Origin of the sequence: Streptomyces sp. NPDC057010, from assembly GCF_042673805.1 — a bacterium.
In the GTDB taxonomy this organism is placed as follows: domain Bacteria; phylum Actinomycetota; class Actinomycetes; order Streptomycetales; family Streptomycetaceae; genus Streptomyces.
Map to the genome: position 1 here is coordinate 1 of NZ_JBHUSC010000077.1, position 17250 is coordinate 17250.

General features: G+C 73.0%; 13 protein-coding genes. 4 read left to right on the plus strand and 9 right to left on the minus strand.

Annotation, left to right across the window (positions count from 1 at the left end):
• Positions 1–66: 66 nt before the first annotated feature.
• Together ACFTXQ_RS34180 and ACFTXQ_RS34185 are read right to left on the minus strand one after the other, a co-directional pair.
• Positions 67–699, minus strand: a complete 633-nt coding sequence (locus tag ACFTXQ_RS34180; RefSeq protein ID WP_382648815.1) for an NUDIX domain-containing protein — start codon at positions 697–699, stop codon at positions 67–69.
• Positions 700–775: 76 nt separating this feature from the next.
• Positions 776–2428: a CTP synthase gene (locus tag ACFTXQ_RS34185; RefSeq protein WP_382648817.1), complete on the minus strand. Its 1653-nt coding sequence runs from the start codon at positions 2426–2428 to the stop codon at positions 776–778.
• A 479-nt stretch (positions 2429–2907) separates the two neighbouring features.
• Between ACFTXQ_RS34185 and ACFTXQ_RS34190 the strand changes: the two genes are divergently transcribed.
• Positions 2908–4719 (plus strand): glycoside hydrolase family 15 protein, encoded by a 1812-nt coding sequence (locus tag ACFTXQ_RS34190; RefSeq protein ID WP_382648863.1) that lies wholly within the window; start codon positions 2908–2910, stop codon positions 4717–4719.
• A gap of 93 nt (positions 4720–4812) precedes the next feature.
• Positions 4813–6195, plus strand: a complete 1383-nt coding sequence (locus ACFTXQ_RS34195) for an FAD-binding oxidoreductase (protein ID WP_382648820.1) — start codon at positions 4813–4815, stop codon at positions 6193–6195.
• A 7-nt stretch (positions 6196–6202) separates the two neighbouring features.
• On the opposite strand, the gene ACFTXQ_RS34200 is transcribed toward ACFTXQ_RS34195, so the two are convergent.
• Both ACFTXQ_RS34200 and ACFTXQ_RS34205 read right to left on the minus strand, forming a co-directional pair.
• Complete coding sequence (locus ACFTXQ_RS34200; protein ID WP_382648822.1) at positions 6203–7828, minus strand: flavin monoamine oxidase family protein; 1626 nt, start codon at positions 7826–7828, stop codon at positions 6203–6205.
• Between the two features lie 14 nt (positions 7829–7842).
• Positions 7843–9435, minus strand: coding sequence for an APC family permease (locus ACFTXQ_RS34205; protein ID WP_382648825.1), 1593 nt, complete (start codon positions 9433–9435; stop codon positions 7843–7845).
• Between the two features lie 181 nt (positions 9436–9616).
• Between ACFTXQ_RS34205 and ACFTXQ_RS34210 the strand changes: the two genes are divergently transcribed.
• Positions 9617–11242: a PucR family transcriptional regulator gene (locus ACFTXQ_RS34210; protein WP_382648827.1), complete on the plus strand. Its 1626-nt coding sequence runs from the start codon at positions 9617–9619 to the stop codon at positions 11240–11242.
• A gap of 279 nt (positions 11243–11521) precedes the next feature.
• On the opposite strand, the gene ACFTXQ_RS34215 is transcribed toward ACFTXQ_RS34210, so the two are convergent.
• The 5 genes from ACFTXQ_RS34215 to ACFTXQ_RS34235 all read right to left on the minus strand — a co-directional run bounded on the left by ACFTXQ_RS34215 (position 11522) and on the right by ACFTXQ_RS34235 (position 16696).
• Complete coding sequence (locus tag ACFTXQ_RS34215; protein WP_382648829.1) at positions 11522–12652, minus strand: glycosyltransferase family 4 protein; 1131 nt, start codon at positions 12650–12652, stop codon at positions 11522–11524.
• 224 nt (positions 12653–12876) lie between these two features.
• Positions 12877–14601, minus strand: a complete 1725-nt coding sequence (recN, locus tag ACFTXQ_RS34220; protein ID WP_382648866.1) for a DNA repair protein RecN — start codon at positions 14599–14601, stop codon at positions 12877–12879.
• 97 nt (positions 14602–14698) lie between these two features.
• Positions 14699–15604: an NAD kinase gene (locus ACFTXQ_RS34225; RefSeq protein WP_382648832.1), complete on the minus strand. Its 906-nt coding sequence runs from the start codon at positions 15602–15604 to the stop codon at positions 14699–14701.
• A gap of 35 nt (positions 15605–15639) precedes the next feature.
• A complete protein-coding gene (locus ACFTXQ_RS34230; protein WP_382648834.1) occupies positions 15640–16455 on the minus strand; it encodes a TlyA family RNA methyltransferase in 816 nt (271 codons plus the stop codon).
• 7 nt (positions 16456–16462) lie between these two features.
• On the minus strand, positions 16463–16696 hold the full coding sequence (locus ACFTXQ_RS34235; RefSeq protein WP_382648837.1) for a hypothetical protein: 234 nt from the start codon (positions 16694–16696) through the stop codon (positions 16463–16465).
• Between the two features lie 65 nt (positions 16697–16761).
• On the opposite strand from ACFTXQ_RS34235, the gene ACFTXQ_RS34240 reads away from it, so the two are divergent.
• Entirely contained in the window at positions 16762–17109 is a 348-nt protein-coding gene (locus ACFTXQ_RS34240) for an SCP2 sterol-binding domain-containing protein (RefSeq protein WP_382648839.1), read from the plus strand.
• Positions 17110–17250: the final 141 nt, after the last annotated feature.

A 17250-nucleotide genomic window follows, 5' to 3' on the forward strand; every position in this document is an offset into this window, starting at 1 on the left:
GGGCGCCGAACATCGAAGCCCGTCCCGGACGACACCCCGCCCCGTCCCCGCCCCCGGCGCCGCGGGCTACGCCTCGTACGGGCGGGCCGGCCAGGGGGCGAGGGCCGGGCGGAGGGTGGAGAGGCCGGGGTCCGAGGCGAGGGCGGCGGACAGGGCCAGGACGCCCGTCACCAGGCCCGCGTTGCCCAGCCGACCCGAGAGCACCCCGGCCACCAGCTCCGGCAGCGGAACCCAGGCCACCTCCATGTCCGCCTCCTCCGAGCCGGTCTCGGCGTACCGCTCACCCTCCGCGTCCGAGACGTCCCGCGCGAGGAAGACCCGGACCGCCTCGTCCGAACCGCCCGGGGACGCGTAGAAGTCGGCCAGCACCCGCCAGTCCTCTGCCTTGACGTGCGCCTCCTCGTACAGCTCGCGCTGAGCCCCGAGCAGCGGGTTCTCCCCCTCCACGTCCAGCAGACCGGCCGGCAGCTCCCACAGCCGCCGCCGCACCGGGTGCCGGTACTGGCTCAGGACCAGCACCCGCCCCTCCTCGTCCAGCGCCAGCACGCACACCGAGCCCGGGTGCACCTGGTAGTCGCGGCGGGCCGTCGACCCGTCCGGCATCCGGACCTCGTCGGAGTCCACCGCCGTCTTCGCGCCCTGGAACGGCCGCCGGGTCGACACCGTCTCCCAGGATTCCGCCGTGTCCTTGATGTTCATGCCCCGAAGCCCTCCACAACGCGCGACAGCCGGGGCACGGTCCGATCCGTGCCCCGGCTGTCTACGTTACCGAGCGTCAGCCCTGCTTCTGCTGCCGCTCCACGGCGGCCTTCACCAGGCCCGCGAACAGCGGGTGCGGGCGCGTCGGGCGCGAGCGCAGCTCCGGGTGGGCCTGGGTGGCCACCAGGTAGGGGTGCACCTCGCGCGGGTACTCGACGTACTCGACCAGCTTGTTGTCCGGGGAGGTGCCGGAGAAGACGATGCCCGCCTTCTTCTCCAGCTCGCCGCGGTAGGCGTTGTTGACCTCGTAGCGGTGGCGGTGGCGCTCGTCCACGTACGCCTGGTCGCCGTAGACCTCGCGCACGATGGAGCCCTCGGCGAGCTTCGCCGGGTACATGCCGAGGCGCATGGTGCCGCCCAGGTCGCCCGCGCCCTCGACGAAGGCCAGCTGCTCCTCCATGGTCGAGATGACCGGGTTGGCGGTGGAGGCGTCGAACTCGGTGGAGTTCGCGTCCTCGATGCCCGCCAGGTTCCGCGCGGCCTCGATGACCACGCACTGCAGGCCCAGGCACAGGCCGAGCAGCGGGACCTTGTTCTCGCGGGCGTAGGTGATCGCGCCGACCTTGCCGTTGACACCGCGGTCGCCGAAGCCGCCGGGCACGCAGATCGCGTCCACGTCGGACAGCTGCGCCGCCGCGCCCGCCGGGGTCTTGCACTCGTCGGAGGTGACCCACTTGATCTGGACGCGGGCCTTGTTGGCGAAGCCGCCGGCGCGCAGCGCCTCGGTCACCGACAGGTAGGCGTCCGGCAGGTCGATGTACTTGCCGACGAGCGCGACCTTGACCTCGTGGTCGGGGTTGTGGACCCGGTCCAGCAGGTCCTCCCACACCGTCCAGTCCACGTCGCGGAACGGCAGGTCGAGCTTGCGCACGACGTACGCGTCCAGGCCCTCGGTGTGCAGGACCTTCGGGATGTCGTAGATCGACTTGGCGTCGATGGCCGCGACCACGGCCGCCTCGTCCACGTCGCACATCAGCGAGATCTTGCGCTTGATGGAGGTGGGCACGTCGCGGTCGGCGCGCAGCACGATCGCGTCGGGCTGGATGCCGATGTTGCGCAGCGCCGCGACCGAGTGCTGGGTCGGCTTGGTCTTCAGCTCGCCGGAGGGGCCGATGTAGGGCAGCAGCGAGATGTGCACGACGAAGACGTTGTCGCGGCCGACCTCGTGGCGGACCTGGCGGACGGTCTCCAGGAACGGCAGCGACTCGATGTCGCCGACGGTGCCGCCGACCTCGGTGATGACGACGTCGACGTCCTCGGTCGCCATGCGCCGGATGCGGTGCTTGATCTCGTTGGTGATGTGCGGGATGACCTGGACGGTGTCGCCGAGGTACTCGCCGCGCCGCTCCTTGGCGATGACCGTGTTGTAGACCTGGCCGGTGGTGACGTTGGCCGAGCCGTCGAGGTCCACGTCGAGGAAGCGCTCGTAGTGGCCGATGTCCAGGTCGGTCTCGGCGCCGTCGTTGGTGACGAACACCTCGCCGTGCTGGAACGGGTTCATCGTGCCCGGGTCGACGTTCAGGTACGGGTCGAGCTTCTGCATCGTGACCCGCAGGCCGCGCGCCTTCAGGAGCGCACCCAGGCTGGAGGCCGTCAGGCCCTTGCCGAGGGAGGAGGCGACACCCCCGGTGACGAAGATGTGCTTGGTCGTCAGAGATTTGGGCGGCATCGCCAAGAGGGGGCTCCCGTGGTCGCGAGGTGAGGTGCGTCCGACGCCGGCCGCCGTCGATCCGGAAGGGTCTCAGGGGGCGCCGAAGCTGCGGTTTCGGGGCTCCTGATTCGCACAGGCAGACCACCGGTCCACGGGGTACCAGCCTATCAGCGCCCGGAGCCGTCCGCCTCCGGCCACGCGGCGCGGGGGGTTCCGTACGGGGCCGTCGGCGGGACGCGGCGGGAGGCCGGGCCCGCGCAGCCGCCGGTCACCCGTTTGGAGCAGCCACATTCTTCCGGGGCTTAAGGAGATCACTAGGGTGCCGTCATATCCTGCTCGGATATCGCACACATCGCCGCCGAGCAGTCCGTCGGACGGCCTAACCGAGCCGGTATACGGAATCATGGGGCTCACGCGGCACTCCCTGCACACAGGAGACCGCGCAACCGCGCAATGCAAGCGCCCCCCTGGGGGCGGACGTGGCCGTTCGACTGGAGATGCACGTGTCCGGGCGCATCGAGGATTACGCACTGATCGGGGACATGCAGACCGCGGCGCTGGTCTGCCGGGACGGGGCGGTGGACTGGTTGTGCCTGCCACGTTTCGACTCCCATGCCGTTTTCGCGAGCATTCTCGGCACCGAAGATCACGGCTTCTGGCGGATCGGCCCGGCGTTCGCGGCGGGCTCCGAGCCGCCGCCCGCCACGCGCCGCCGCTACCGCGGTGACTCGCTGGTGCTGGAGTCGGAGTGGGAGACCCCGCGCGGCACCGTCCGCGTCATCGACTTCATGCCGCCCCGCGAGGACCACGCCCCGCAGCTGATCCGCATCGTGGAGGGCGTCAGCGGGCGCGTCCCGATGCGTTCCGCGCTGCGCATGCGGTTCAGCTACGGGCGCGTCGTGCCCTGGGTGCACAAGGTCGACGGACGCACGGTGGCGGTGGCCGGCCCGGATTCGGTCTGGCTGGACACCGAGGCGCAGACGTACGGCAAGGACCTGACCACGTACTCCGACTTCACCGTCGGGCCGGGTGACCGGATGGCCTTCAGCATCAGCTGGGAACGCTCGCACAAGAGCGCGCCGGAGGCCCCCGACGCCGAGGCGGCGCTGGACTCGACCACCGAGTTCTGGCGCGAGTGGGTCGAGCAGTGCACGTACCACGGCCCGTACCGGGAGGCGGTGGTCCGCTCCCTGATCACCCTCAAGGCCCTCACGTACGGCCCCACGGGCGGGATCGTCGCCGCGCCGACCACCTCCCTGCCGGAGGAGATCGGCGGCGTCCGGAACTGGGACTACCGCTACACCTGGCTGCGTGACGCCGCCATCACCCTCTCCTCGCTGCTGCGCACCGGCTACCGCGAGGAGGCCCGCGCCTGGCGCGAGTGGCTGCTGCGCGCGGTCGCCGGCGACCCGGAGAACCTGCAGATCATGTACGGGATCGCGGGCGAGCGGGAACTCGGCGAGACCGAGCTGGACTGGCTGCCGGGCTACGAGAACTCCCGCCCGGTCCGCGTCGGGAACGGCGCCGCCGGCCAGCTCCAGCTCGACGTGTACGGCGAGGTCACCGAGGCCCTGCACCTGGGCCACATGACCGGCCTGGCCCGCAGCGACTACGCCTCGCTGCTCCAGCTGAAGCTGATCCGCTACCTGGAGACCCACTGGGACCAGCCGGACGAGGGCATCTGGGAGGTGCGCGGCCCGCGCCGCCACTTCGTGCACTCGAAGGTGATGGCCTGGGTGGCCGTGGACCGCACGATCAAGCTGATCGAGAGCGGGGACGCGGACGGCCCGCTGGAGCGGTGGCGCGAACTGCGCGACGAGATCCACCAGGACGTGTGTGAGAAGGGCTACGACAAGGAGCGCAACACCTTCACCCAGTCGTACGGGTCGAAGGAGCTGGACGCCTCCCTGCTGCTGATCCCGCAGATGGGCTTCCTGCCGCCCGACGACAAGCGGGTCATCGGCACCATCGAGGCGATCCAGCGCGAGCTGTCCACGCCCGACGGTTTCATCCTGCGCTACCCGACGGCGGGGGAGGAGGCCGGTGTGGACGGCCTGGAGGGCGACGAGGGCGCCTTCCTCGCCTGCTCGTTCTGGATGGCCGACGACCTGGCGATGATCGGACGCGTCGACGAGGCGCGGCGCCTGTTCGAGCGGCTGCTGTCGCTCCGCAACGACCTGGGGCTGCTGGCGGAGGAATGGGACCCGCGCCTCCAGCGGCAGGTCGGCAACTTCCCCCAGGCCTTCAGCCACGTCCCCCTGATCGACACGGCCCTGCGCCTGACGGCGAGCGGGGCGTACGGGGGCTAGTGCACCTCCGCCGTCCGGCGGGCTCGGGAGAACGGCGCCGCCTACGCTGGAAGTGTCGTATGCCCTTTCCGTCGCTTCCGGAAGGGGGCAGCCATGGCTCCCCTGTCCAAGGCGGGCACGGCGCTCGCCGAGCTCCGCGATGATCTGTCCGGTGACGTCTTCGCTCCGGACGATCCGGGGTACGACGAGGCCCGGGCCATCTACAACGGGATGATCGACCGCAGGCCCGCCGTCATCGCGCAGTGCGAGGACCCGGTGGACGTGGTGACCGCCGTGCGCTTCGCGCGGCGGCTCGACCTGCCCGTCGCGGTGCGCGGCGGCGGCCACAGCGTCGCCGGGATGTGCCTCAACGACGGCGGTGTGGTGGTGGACCTGCGCCGGATGAACGCGGTGACGGTCCATCCCGGGGCGTCGGCCGTCCGCGTCGAGGGCGGCGCCGTCATGAGCCACCTGGACCGGGCCTGCGAGCCGTACGGGCTGGCGACCACCGGCGGCCGCGTGTCCACCACCGGGGTCGGCGGCTTCGTACTCGGCGGCGGCACCGGGTGGCTGGACCGGAAGTTCGGCCTGGCGGTGGACAACCTGCTGGGCGTGGACCTGGTCACGGCGGACGGCGAGATGGTGACGGCGACCGCGCAGGACCATCCCGAGCTGTTCTGGGGGCTGCACGGCGGCGGCGGGAACTTCGGCGTCGCGACCTCGCTGACGCTGCGGCTGCACGAGCTGCCGGTCATGTCCGTCGCGATGGTGCTGTACCTGCCGGAGCGCGGGCCCGAGGTGGTCCGCACGTACCGGGACATCATGGAGTCGGCGCCGCGCGAGGCCGGCGGCGGCGCGATCTACATGACCGGCCCGCCCGAGGAGTTCGTCCCGCCGCACCTGGTCGGTCTGCTGCTGGCGGGTGCGCTGGTCACCTACGCGGGCCCCGAGGAGGACCTGCGTCGGCTGGTCGCGCCACTGCTGGCGATCCCGCACGAGGTGGAGATGGTGATGGCGCTGCCCTACGCGGATCTCCAGTGCATGCTCGACGACCCGCCGGGCATGCGGAACTACTGGTCGGCGGAGTACCTGACCGGTGTGCCCGACGAGTTCGTGGACGTGTTCTGCGCCCGCGCGGACTCCATGCCGGTGCCCAGCGGCACCCAGCACGTCGTGTGGCCGCAGGGCGGCGCCATCGCCGAGGGCCCGGCCGACTATCCGGTGCCGTTCCGCGACGCGCCCTGGGCGGTGCACCCGTTCGGCGCCTGGGAGGACCCGGCCGACGACGAACGGGTCCGCCAGTGGGTCAGGGACGTCCGCGCCGACGTCCGGCCGTGGAGCACCGGCGCGGTGTACCTCAACTTCACCGGGGACGAGGGCGGGGACCGGGTGGTCGCCGGCCTCGGACCCGAGAACATGCGGCGGCTGGGCGAGTTGAAGCGGCAGTACGACCCGGACAACGTCTTCCGCTTCAACCACAACATCGCGCCCGCCTAGGACCGGCTCACGTGAGAGCGGCGATCACCTCGCGGGCCGCGCGCTCGCCCTCGGTGGCGCCGCCCTCCATGAAGCCCTGGAAGTCGTAGCTGCAGTGCTCGCCGCCGATGTGGACGTTGCCCTGGGCGGTGCCCTCGTACTTGGCGTAGCGGTGCAGGTAGCCGGTGGGCCAGTACGAGTACGCCCCCAGGGAGTACGGGTTGCGGTGCCAGGCCGAGAGCTGCGCCTTGCCGGTCCACACGGCCTTGGTGCCCGGGTAGAAGGCGTCGACGCCGGTGAGCACCTGGCTCGCGAGGTTCCGTACGTACGGGTCGGACTCGGTGGCGAAGGGGCTGCCCGGGGTGAGCGCCCCGGCCAGGCTGCCGCCGCCGTACTGGAGCAGGATGCCGCCGGTGCCGGGCTGGACCTTGGTGGTGTCCCAGGTCTGCTGGACCGGCGAGTCGGTGAAGCAGTCGCCGGCGGAGACGCCCGGCCAGGGGCCGGTGCCGCGCCAGGGACGCGCGGTGAACTGCATGTTGAGCTTGGTGCAGTAGCCCATCCGGGCGTCGCGCAGCAGGTTGCGCATGAGCGGGTCGAAACCGGCCTGGGAGGTGTCGATGCGCTGGAGGATCGGCAGCGGCACGCACAGGATGGTGTGGTCGGCGACGGCGGTGCGCACGGACCCGGAGTCGTTGAAGGTCAGGGTCTGGGTGCCGTCGGCGTTGGCGCGTACGGCGACCAGCTCGCGGCCCATGACGATCGAACCGGCGGGCAGCGCGGCGGCGATGGCGTTCGGCAGCCGGTCGTTGCCGCCGGTGATGTGGTAGCGCTCGTTGGACAGGCCCCAGACGTTGAAGTTGCCCGGGTTGGGCTGGTAGCCCATCAGCAGGACGAGGGCGAGCGCGGACTGCTGGTTGGTGTCGGCGCCGTACTCGACGTTGTAGGCCACGTCGATGAAGCGGCCGAGCTGCGAGGAGTGGCCGCCGGGGATCCGGGTCTCGATCCACTCGTACAGGGTCATGTTGTCGAGGGCGGTGCCGGCGGGCGTGGTGCTGTTCCAGGAGACTTCCCCGGCTTCCGAGAGGTCCCGGTGCAGGGCCTGGTAGACGGCCTTGAAGTCCTCGTCGGCCTGGGTGCGGGAGTAGTACGCGCCGTTGAACCAGAGCACCTCCTCCGCCCCGTTGGGGCCGCCGCCGAGGAAGTCCTCGGTGGGCAGGTTGAAGCGGCGACAGAGCTCCAGGATCTTCTTGTGGCTGGTGTCGATCAGCTCGCCGCCGATCTCGGAGGTCTGTCCGTACGCCCAGTGGCTGCGCTGGGTCCACATGCGGCCGCCGACGCGGCTCGGGTTCGCCTCGTACAGGGTGCAGTTGACGCCCGCGTCCTTGAGGGTGAGGGCGGCGGTCAGGCCGGAGATGCCGGCGCCGATCACGGCGACGCGTGCGGGGGTGACGGGCTTCTTGTCGGGGGCGGTCTCGGCGGCGTACGCGGTCGCGGCGGGGGCGAGGGCGGCGCCGAGGCCGAGGGCGGCGGCGCGGCCGAGGAGTTCGCGTCGGGTGGAGCCGCGGACCTCGGCGGCGGGCATGCCGAGCCTGCGGGCGGCGGCGTGTTCGGCGGCGATCTGCTTCAGGGCGTGCATGAGCGGTGTACGGGCCATGGCGGTGGCGCTCCTCAGACGTTCGCGGAAGTGGAGTCGGACGGGGTGTCGCCCTGGGCGGGCAGGACGGTCGCGCTCGGCCGGCCGGGGTCGGCGGGGCGTTCGGCGGCGTCCTCCAGCACGATCCGGCCGATGATCTCGTAGCGCCCGGGGGCCTTCGCCTTGAGCCACAGGCCGAGGCCCAGACCGCCGAGGAAGACGGCGCCGACGATCCACGGGATCAGGTTGAAGAAGACGGAGCCGGCGGCGCTGCCGGCCGCGGTCTCCATGTTGAGCACCAGCAGGACCACGACGGCGGTCATTCCGATGCCGCCGAGCAGCGGCGCGGTCGTGGTCTTGAACCAGTGCCGGTCCTCGGGGTGGTTCTTGCGGAAGTACCCGATGACGGCGAAGGAGCACAGCGTCTGGACGATGAGGATCGCCATCGTGCCGAGGATCGCGAGCAGGGTGTAGAGGTGCAGGTACGGGTCCTGCCCGGTAAGCCAGAAACCGGCGACGAGCGCGGTGGCGATGGCGGTCTGCACGACCGAGGCCACGTACGGCGAGCCGTGCTTGACGTGGGTGCGGCCGAGCTTCGGGGACAGGAAGCCCTCGCGGCCGATGGCGTAGAGGTAGCGGGCGGCGCACTGGTGGAAGGCCATGCCGCAGGCGAAGGAGCCGGTGAGCAGCAGCCATTGGAAGGCGTCGACGGCCCAGGCGCCGATGAAGGTCTCGGTGGGGGCGAAGAACAGGTCGAGGGGGCTGGCGGAGGCGGAGAGCTCGACGGACTTGCCGAGGCCGTTGCCGGCGATGGTCATCCAGGAGACGTAGATGTAGAAGAGGCCGACGCCGACGACGGAGATCAGCGTGGCCTTGGGGATGACCCGCTTCGGGTCGCGGGACTCCTCGCCGTACATGGCGGTGGACTCGAAGCCGACCCAGGACCAGAAGGCGAAGAAGAGACCGAGCCCGGCGGAGGTGCCGGTGAACGCGTTCTTCGGGTTGACCGGCTCCAGCGGGATGCCGTCCGGGCCGCCGCCCGCGACCAGTACGGCGGTGGCGACGGCGAACAGCACGGCGATCTCCGCGACGAGCATCACGCCGAGGGCCTTGGCGGTGAGGTTGATGTCGAAGTGGGCGAGGGCGGCGGTCACGGCGAGCATCGCGGCCGCGTACAGGACCCAGGGCAGGTCGACGCCGAGCTGGTCGTGGACGGTGGTCTTGGCGAAGTAGGAGAACACCCCGACGATCGAGGCCTCGAAGACGATGTAGGCGAGGACGGCGAGCATTCCGGACGCCATGCCGGCGATGCGGCCGAGGCCGTGCGAGATGTAGCCGTAGAAGGCGCCGGCGGCGGTGATGCGCTTGGCCATGGCCACGTAGCCGACCGCGAAGACGGTCAGGACGAGGGTCGCGAAAAGATATCCGGCCGGGGCGCCGGTGCCGTTCCCGAAGCCGACGGCGATGGGGAGGTTGCCGGTCATGGCGGTGATGGGGGCGGCGGTGGCGACGGCCATGAAGACGACGCCGACCAGTCCGACCGAGTTGGCTTTGAGCCGCTGCACCTGCGGGGCCGCGGACGCCCCGGGTGCCTGCGAGGACTTCTGACCGGTGGTACCTCTGCTCATGGCTTCCTCTTCCGTGTGGAGGGCGCCCACTCTCACCCCAAGTGACGCAGACCACAATCGGCACGTGGTCCGATAATCTCCTTGTGAGGACGACGAGTTGTCGGGCCGGATGGGGGCAAACGCCCCTCCGTAACCGGCCGGTGATGTGCGTGGAACAGGGCGGCCGGTAGCGTCCCGCGCTATGGACAACCAGGGCGGAATCACGGTTCAGCGGGCACTGGAGCTGCCGGGGCTGCGCAGCGGGCTGCCGGAGGTGGTGGCCTGCGCCGACCGGCTCGGCCGGACCGTCCGCTGGGTGCACGCGGGCGAGGTGCCGAACATCGCGTCCCTGCTCAAGGGCGGGGAGCTGCTGCTGACCACCGGGCTCGGCCTGGGCACCCGGCCCGCCGAGCAGCGCGCCTTCGTACGCCGCCTCGCGGACCGGGGCATCGCCGCGCTGGTGGTCGAGCTGGGCCCGCGCTTCACCCGGCTCCCGGCCACGATCGTGGAAACGGCGCGTGCGGCGGGACTGCCCCTCGTCCAACTCCACCGCGAGGTCCCCTTCGTCACCGTGACGGAGGAGGTCCACACCGAGATCGTCAACCACCACTACGCGCTGCTCCAGCGGGCCGAGGAAGTCCACCGGCGATGTACGGAGGCCCTGCTGGGCGGTGGCGGCATCCCGCAAGTGCTGCGGATCCTCGCCGACTTCACGGGCAATCCGGTCTTCCTGGAGACCCCCGACGGGCAGCTGCTGTACGCGGCCGGCAGCCCGGCGGCGGACGCGGGCGCGGACCCGCTCCAGGTGTGGGAGGGCCTGCGCGGCCAGCGCGAGGCCGAGCCGTCGGCGAACACGGTGGTGATCGACGTCCCGGGCGGCGGGCACGGCACCGGCTCGGTCCGCGCGCGGGTGGTGCTGGTCGGGGTCTCGGCCCCGCTGCAGCCGGTCCACCGGATGGCGGCGGAACGCACGGCGGGCGTCCTGGCCGTCGTGCTCATGCAGGCCCGCCAGGAGGAGGAGCTGGCGGCGCGCGGCCGCGGCGACTTCCTGACGGACCTGGCCGAGGGCCGCATCTCGGCGGAGGACGCCCCGGCGCAGGCCCGCGTCCTCGGTTTCAAGCCGGGCGGGGGGCCGCTGCTCCCCGTGGTGATGCGGCTGTCCTCGGAACTGGCCCCCTCGGGGAACTGGGCGGTCCTGGCCCGCGCGGTCCTGGAGGAGCTGTCGTCGGTCGGGGTCCCGGTGCTGCTGGGGGTCCGGCCGGTGGAGGGCCGCGTACCGCTGCTGATCTCCCTGCGCACCGAATCGGAACGCACGGCGGTGGCGGACCGGGTGGCCACGGCCCTGCGGGCGGGCGTGGAGCGGGCCGGGCTCGACCGTGCGGGGGCACCGCCGGCGGTGGTCGTCGGGGTCGCGGGCGGCTGGGCGGCGGCCTCCGCGGGCCTGCGGCACGCCGCGGAAACCGCGACGGCGGCCCACGGGCTGCCGGCCCGCCCGTGGTACGACGCCCGGCGTCTGGACATCGACCTCCTGCTGTGGCGGCTGCGCGAACACCCCGACCTGGCGGCCTTCGTGGACCGCGCGATCGGGGCGCTCCGCACCCACGACACGACGTCCCGCCCCCCTCTGCTCCCCACGCTGGAGACGTACCTGGCCCACGCGGGCCGCAAGGCGGAGACGGCCCGGGAGCTCCACCTCAACCGCCAGACCCTGTACAACCGCCTGGCCCGCATCTCGGAACTCCTGGGCACGGACCTGGACGACCCCGAAACGGTCCTCTCCCTCAGCCTGGCCCTCCGCGCCCGCCGCCACGTTCCTACTCCTTCCTGACGCGCCCCTCGCCACGGTCGTGGGCCCTGCCGTGTGCGGGCTCGCTGCCGCGGTGTTGGGCTGCCTGTGCCGATGCGGGGTCCGGGGTGGGCGGCCCTGCGGGGCGTGTCCCCTACCCGCCCTTCCACCGTTCCCCGGGGCTTCGCCCCGGACCCCGTACGTGCGCTCCGCGCCCGCGCCCTCAAACGCCGGGCGGGCTGGATAGATCCAGCCCCTCCGGCGTTTGAGGAGCGGGGGTTCGGGGGCGGAGCCCCCGTAGCGGCGCGGCGGCCGCCGGGGCTAGCGGCGGGTGCGTTCCGTCAGTTCGTCGTAGACCGACAGGACCTGCGCCACCGTGGCGTCCTCCGACGGCCACGTCGCGGCCTGGACGCGCCCGGCCTCGGCCAGCCCGGCCCGCCGGTCCGGATCCGCCAGCAGCCCGGTCACGGCCGCGGCCAGCGCCCCCGCATCCCCCGGCGGGACCAGCACCGCGCCCTCCCCCACCAGCTCCGGCACGCCCCCCACCGCCGTCGCCACCAGCGGCACCCCCACCCGCAGCGCCTCCTGCGCCAGCAGGGCCCGTTCCTCCCACCGGCTCGGCAGCACCGCCACGTCGGCCGCCGCCAACAGCTGCGCCGCGTCCCGGCGCCGCCCGAGCAGCCGTACGGGCAGCCCCTCGGCCTCGATGCGCCGGGACAGTTCGGCCCGTAGCGGCCCCTCCCCCGCGATCACCAGCAGCGGGGCGGGCTCCAGCGTCCGCCACTCCCGTGCCGCGTCGAGCAGTACGGAGTACCCGCGGTGCGCCACCAGGCTCCCGACCGCGATCAGCAACGGCCGCTCCACCGCGCCGAGTTCCGCCCGCGCCTTTCCCGGATCCGGCTCCGTGCGCCCGGCCGCCGGCAGCACCGCCGCCGGCGCCGCCACCGGCGCGAGCCGCGCGTCCCGCGCACCCCGCAGCCGCGCCAGGTCCACCTGGTCCGAGGAGGCCCCCAGCACCACCGCCGCGGCCCGCGCCACGCGCCGCTCCAGCATCCGGCTCAGCCGCCCGACCGCACCCGCGGCCGCCGGGCCGTCGCCGTGCCAGCTCACCACCAGCGGCACCCGCCGCCCCCGCAGGGCCAGCGCCGCCCGCAGCCCGGCCCGCACCCCGTGCGCGTGCACCACGTCCGCCCCGGCGCACGCCGCCCGCAGCGCGCCCACCGCGTCGGGCGCGAACTGCGCCCCCGCGCCGGTGAAGTCGTACTCCCCCTCCGCCTCGACGGGCGCGCACACCGTGACCCGTACCCCGCGCGCGGCGAGCCCGGTCGTGAGCGACCGCACGTGCGCGCTGCTGCCCACGCCCGCGGCCCCGCCGAGCACTTGGACGGTGCGGAGCGGCGGCCGTCCGTAGGGCTGTGCCGGGAGGGAGGCGGAGACCGGGGAGCTGCTCACGGGCCGAAGCTCCAGGGTGAGGGAGTCAGAGACGTCGCCCAGGATGCCAGTCCGCACGCGCGTTCCGGGACCATACGGGTGCGGATACCGTGAGAGATGCCGCAGGACACCCCCGATCCTCACCCACACGGGCTAGCGGCGCGTCACCCCGGCGACGCCGCCGGGAACGACGAAGGGTCCGGAGCGTCACCGCACGCCCCGGACCCCGCGTCGAAACGGACCGGTCAGCCGTCCGCGCGCGCCGCCGCGAGGAGTTCCTCGGCGTGCGCCCGCGCCGACACCGAGTCCTCGTGGCCGGCCAGCATGCGCGACAGCTCGCGGATCCGGTCCTCGCCCTCCAGGACGGTGACCCCGCTGCGCGTCACGGACCCGTCGTTGGTCTTCTCGACCAGCAGCTGCCGGTCCGCGAAGGCCGCGACCTGCGGCAGGTGCGTGACGACCACGACCTGCGCCGACTTGGCCAGCTTCGCCAGCCGCCGGCCCACCTCGACCGCCGCCTTGCCGCCGACGCCCGCGTCGACCTCGTCGAAGAGGTACGTGGGAACAGGGTCGGAGCCCGCGAACACGACCTCCACCGCCAGCATCACCCGGGACAGCTCACCGCCCGAGGCGCCCTTGGCGATCGGCCGCGGCTGGGCTCCGGGGTGCGGGGCCAGCAGCAGCTCGACCTCGTCCGCGCCCGAAGGGCCGTAGGCGACGGCGCGGCCGTCCACCTCCACCCCGTCCGGGTCCTCGACCTGCCGGATGTCGATCGTCACCCGCGCGTGCGGCATCGCCAGCGACGCCAGCTCCTCCGTCACGGCCGAGGCGAACCGCGTCGCCGCTTCCCCCCGTGCGTCCGTCAACGCCTGTGCCAGCAGGGACAGTTCGGACCGCAGCCCGTCCCGCTCCGCGGTCAGCTCGGTGATCCGCTCGTCGTCGCCGTCCAGCTCCAGCAGCCGCGCCGCGCCCTGTTCGGCCCACGCCAGCACCGCGTCCACGGTGCCGTCGGAGCCGTACTTGCGCGTCAGCTGGGCCAGGGCCGCCCGCCGCTCCTCCACCGCCGCCAGCCGCAGCGGATCGGCGTCCAGGTCGTCGGCGTAGCCCGCCAGCTCCCCGGCCACGTCGGACAGCAGGATCCCCAGCTCCCCGATCCGCTCGGCGAGCGCGCCGAGGGCCGGGTCGTGGGACCGTACGGACTCCAGGGCCCGGTGGGCGCCCGCGACGAGCGTGTTGGCGTCGATGCCCTCCGGGTCCTCGGGATTGCCGGCGAGCGCGGCGTGCGCCACCTGCGCCGCCGAGGCCAGGGACTCGGCGTGCCCGAGCCGCTCCGCCTCCGCCGCCAGCTCGGCGTCCTCGCCGGCCACCGGCTCCACGGCCGCGATCTCGTCGAGCCCGAAGCGCAGCAGGTCCGCCTCCTGGGCCCGTTCCCGGGCCCGGGTGGTGATCTCCTCCAGCTCCACGGCGACCGCGCGCAGCCTGCGGTAGGCCGAGCCGTACTTCTCCAGCGGGACGGCGACCGCGTCCCCGGCGTACCGGTCGAGGGCCTGCCGCTGCCGCGCCGGCCGCAGGAGCCCCTGCTGGTCGGTCTGCCCGTGCACGGCGACCAGGTCGTCCGCGAGCTCGCCGAGCAGGCCGACGGGCACGGAGCGGCCGCCGACGTGGGCGCGCGAGCGTCCCTCGGCGGACACCGTCCGGCTGACCAGCAGGGCGCCGTCGTCGAGCTCGGCCCCGGCCTCCTCGGCGCGCACGGCGGCGGGGGCGTCCGGGCGCATGACGATGCGGCCCTCGACGACCGCGGCCTTGGCCCCGATCCGTACGAGCGCCGGATCGGCGCGTCCGCCGAGCAGCAGCCCGAGGCTGGTGACGACCATCGTCTTGCCGGCGCCGGTCTCGCCGGTCACCGCGGTGAAACCGGGCGACAGCTCGACCACCGCGTCGTCGATGACCCCGAGCGACCGTATCCGCATCTCCTCAAGCACGGGACGACCATACCGAGGTTTCACGGGTGCCATGTGACGTCACCCGCCCAGAGTTCTCCGAACGCACGTGCTATTAGGGAATGTCTCAGTGGGGCGCCCCGCGCCAGCCCGACACGGGCAGCGCGAACTTCGCGACGAGCCGGTCCGTGAACGACGCGTGGTGCAGGCGCGCGAGCCGCACGGGCACCGCCCCGCGCCGGACCTCCACCCGGGCCCCGGCCGGCAGCTCCAGCATGCGCCGGCCGTCGCACCACAGCACGCCGTGCGGGGTCCCGGTCTGCACCTCCACCGCCAGCACCGAGTTTGGCGAGGTGACCAGCGGCTTCGCGAACAGCGCGTGGGCGCTGATCGGCACCATCAGCAGCGCCTCCACCTCCGGCCAGACCACCGGCCCGCCCGCGGAGAAGGCGTACGCCGTCGAGCCGGTCGGGGTCGCGCAGACGATCCCGTCGCAGCCGAACCCGGACACCGGGCGGCCGTCGATCTCCAGGACCACCTCGAGCATCCGCTCCGGCGACACCTTCTGGACCGCGGCCTCGTTCAGCGCCCAGTCCTGGTGGACCACGTCGCCGTTCGTGCGCACGATCACATCGAGCGTCATCCGCTCCTCGACCTCGTACTCGCGCGTCACCACCCGGTCCACGACCTTGTCCAGGTCGTCGCGCTCGGCCTCGGCGAGGAAGCCCACACGTCCCAGGTTGACGCCCAGCATCGGCACCCCCGAGGCGCGCGCGAACTCGGCGCCCCGCAGCAGGGTCCCGTCCCCGCCCAGCACGATCAGCAGCTCACAGCCGTCCAGCACCCCCGGGGTGGACTCGGTGACCAGCTCCACCTCGCGCGGCAGCGGCAGGTCCGCCGCCTCGTGCGCGAAGACCCGTACGCCCAGCCCGCACCGCAGCAGGCCCTTCACGACCAGCTCCGCGCTGCGGATGGCCGCCGGCCGCCCGGTGTGCGCGAGCAGGAACACGGTCCGCCCCCCTGCCGAACCCACTGAACCCCCCGAACCCGATGAACCCGATGAATCTGTCACTGCGGCCCCTCCACCACTGCACGGTCAACATCCGCCGGGTCGAGTGCCGGTGCCCCCGCCCGCAGCCACAGAAAGTACTCGACGTTCCCCGAGGGCCCCGGGAGCGGACTCGCCGTCACCCCGAGCACCCCCAGCCCCAGCTTCCAGGCCTGCGCCGCCACGTCCCGTACGGCCTCGGCCCGCAGCTCCGCGCTGCGCACCACACCGCCGCTGCCGAGCCGCTCCTTGCCCACCTCGAACTGCGGCTTGACCATCAGCACCAGGTCGGCGTCGGGCGCGCAGCAGCGCACGAGCGCGGGCAGCACCAGACCGATGGAGATGAAGGACAGGTCGCCGACGACGAGGTCCGCCGGGGTCCCGTCGATCTGCTCGAGCGTCAGCTCGCGCACGTTCGTCCGGTCCTTGACGGTGACCCGGTCGTCGCTCTGCAGCGACCAGGCGAGCTGGCCGTAGCCGACGTCGACGGCCACCACGTGCGCGACGCCCGCGCGCAGCAGCACGTCGGTGAACCCGCCCGTGGAGGCACCCGCGTCCAGCGCCCGGCGGCCCTCGACGACCAGACCCTGCGGCCGGAACACGTCGAGCGCGCCGGCCAGCTTGTGGCCGCCCCGCGAGACGTAGTCGGGATCGCTGTCGTCCTTGAGGACCACGAGGGCCGCGCTGGTCTCGACCTGCGTGGCGGCCTTGGTCGCGGTGGTGCCGCCCACGGTCACCCGGCCGGCGGCGATCAGCTGCGCGGCGTGCTCGCGCGAGCGGGCCATGCTGCGGCGTACCAGTTCGGCGTCCAGGCGGCGGCGTGCCACTCCTGCCACGTTCGGTTCAGCTCCTGTTTTCGTACGGACCGGGGACGGGCGGTGCGTCCAGCGCGCTCAGCGCCTCGCGCAACCCCCTGTGGACATCCTCGTACACGGAGAGGTGTCCGTCCGCAGGGAGGTGGTCGGCGTCGGCCAGCCGCGCCAGGTGCGCGTCCACCCGGGCGTGGCCGGTGGGCGTGCGTACGACGCCCAGCGCGGCGGGCTCGGCGGCGTCTTGGTCGGTCATGCCGTCGGTCATGCCCCCGACGCTACCCCGAAGCGCGCCGCGGCCACGCACGGCTCTGCGGTACGGTCGTGATCACGATGGCTACGATCGAGGAGTGCCGCGAAGCACTCGACCGACTCTCCGGCAACCTGGCGCGCGCCGATGGCGACGTGCGGGGTGCGGCCGCGCTGGACCGCTCTCTGAGCTGCCACATCACCGACCTGGACCAGACCTTCACGGGTCGCCTCGACGGCGGCCGGATCCGCGTGGACGGGGTCGCTCCCGGGCCGCCCGCCACGAAGGCCGAAATCCGGCTGACCATGACGGGCGACGACCTCCTCGCGCTGGTCGCGGGCGAGCTCCACTTCGCGAAGGCCTGGGCCTCGGGCCGTATCCGCCTGGACGCCGGCTTCCGCGACCTCCTCCGCCTGCGCGCCCTGCTGTAGGGCCGGAATTTGCGCAGCAAATCCCAGCCCCGCCGGCGTTTGAGGCGCGGGGTGCGGGGCGGAGCCCCGGTCTTGTACCCGCACTCGGACACACAGGCCGGCCAAATCCAGCCCCGCCGGCGTTTGAGGCGCGGGGTCTGG

What these genes read in the sequence shown, in the direction of transcription:
- ACFTXQ_RS34195 (WP_382648820.1), top strand. Translation starts at nt 4,813, where the DNA reads ATGGCTCCCCTGTCCAAGGCGGGCACGGCGCTCGCCGAGCTCCGCGAT.
- ACFTXQ_RS34190 (WP_382648863.1), top strand. Translation starts at nt 2,908, where the DNA reads ATGCACGTGTCCGGGCGCATCGAGGATTACGCACTGATCGGGGACATG.
- ACFTXQ_RS34180 (WP_382648815.1), bottom strand. Translation starts at nt 699, where the DNA reads ATGAACATCAAGGACACGGCGGAATCCTGGGAGACGGTGTCGACCCGG.
- ACFTXQ_RS34205 (WP_382648825.1), bottom strand. Translation starts at nt 9,435, where the DNA reads ATGAGCAGAGGTACCACCGGTCAGAAGTCCTCGCAGGCACCCGGGGCG.
- ACFTXQ_RS34185 (WP_382648817.1), bottom strand. Translation starts at nt 2,428, where the DNA reads ATGCCGCCCAAATCTCTGACGACCAAGCACATCTTCGTCACCGGGGGT.
- ACFTXQ_RS34235 (WP_382648837.1), bottom strand. Translation starts at nt 16,696, where the DNA reads ATGACCGACGGCATGACCGACCAAGACGCCGCCGAGCCCGCCGCGCTG.
- ACFTXQ_RS34240 (WP_382648839.1), top strand. Translation starts at nt 16,762, where the DNA reads ATGGCTACGATCGAGGAGTGCCGCGAAGCACTCGACCGACTCTCCGGC.
- recN (WP_382648866.1), bottom strand. Translation starts at nt 14,601, where the DNA reads ATGCGGATACGGTCGCTCGGGGTCATCGACGACGCGGTGGTCGAGCTG.
- ACFTXQ_RS34210 (WP_382648827.1), top strand. Translation starts at nt 9,617, where the DNA reads ATGGACAACCAGGGCGGAATCACGGTTCAGCGGGCACTGGAGCTGCCG.
- ACFTXQ_RS34200 (WP_382648822.1), bottom strand. Translation starts at nt 7,828, where the DNA reads ATGGCCCGTACACCGCTCATGCACGCCCTGAAGCAGATCGCCGCCGAA.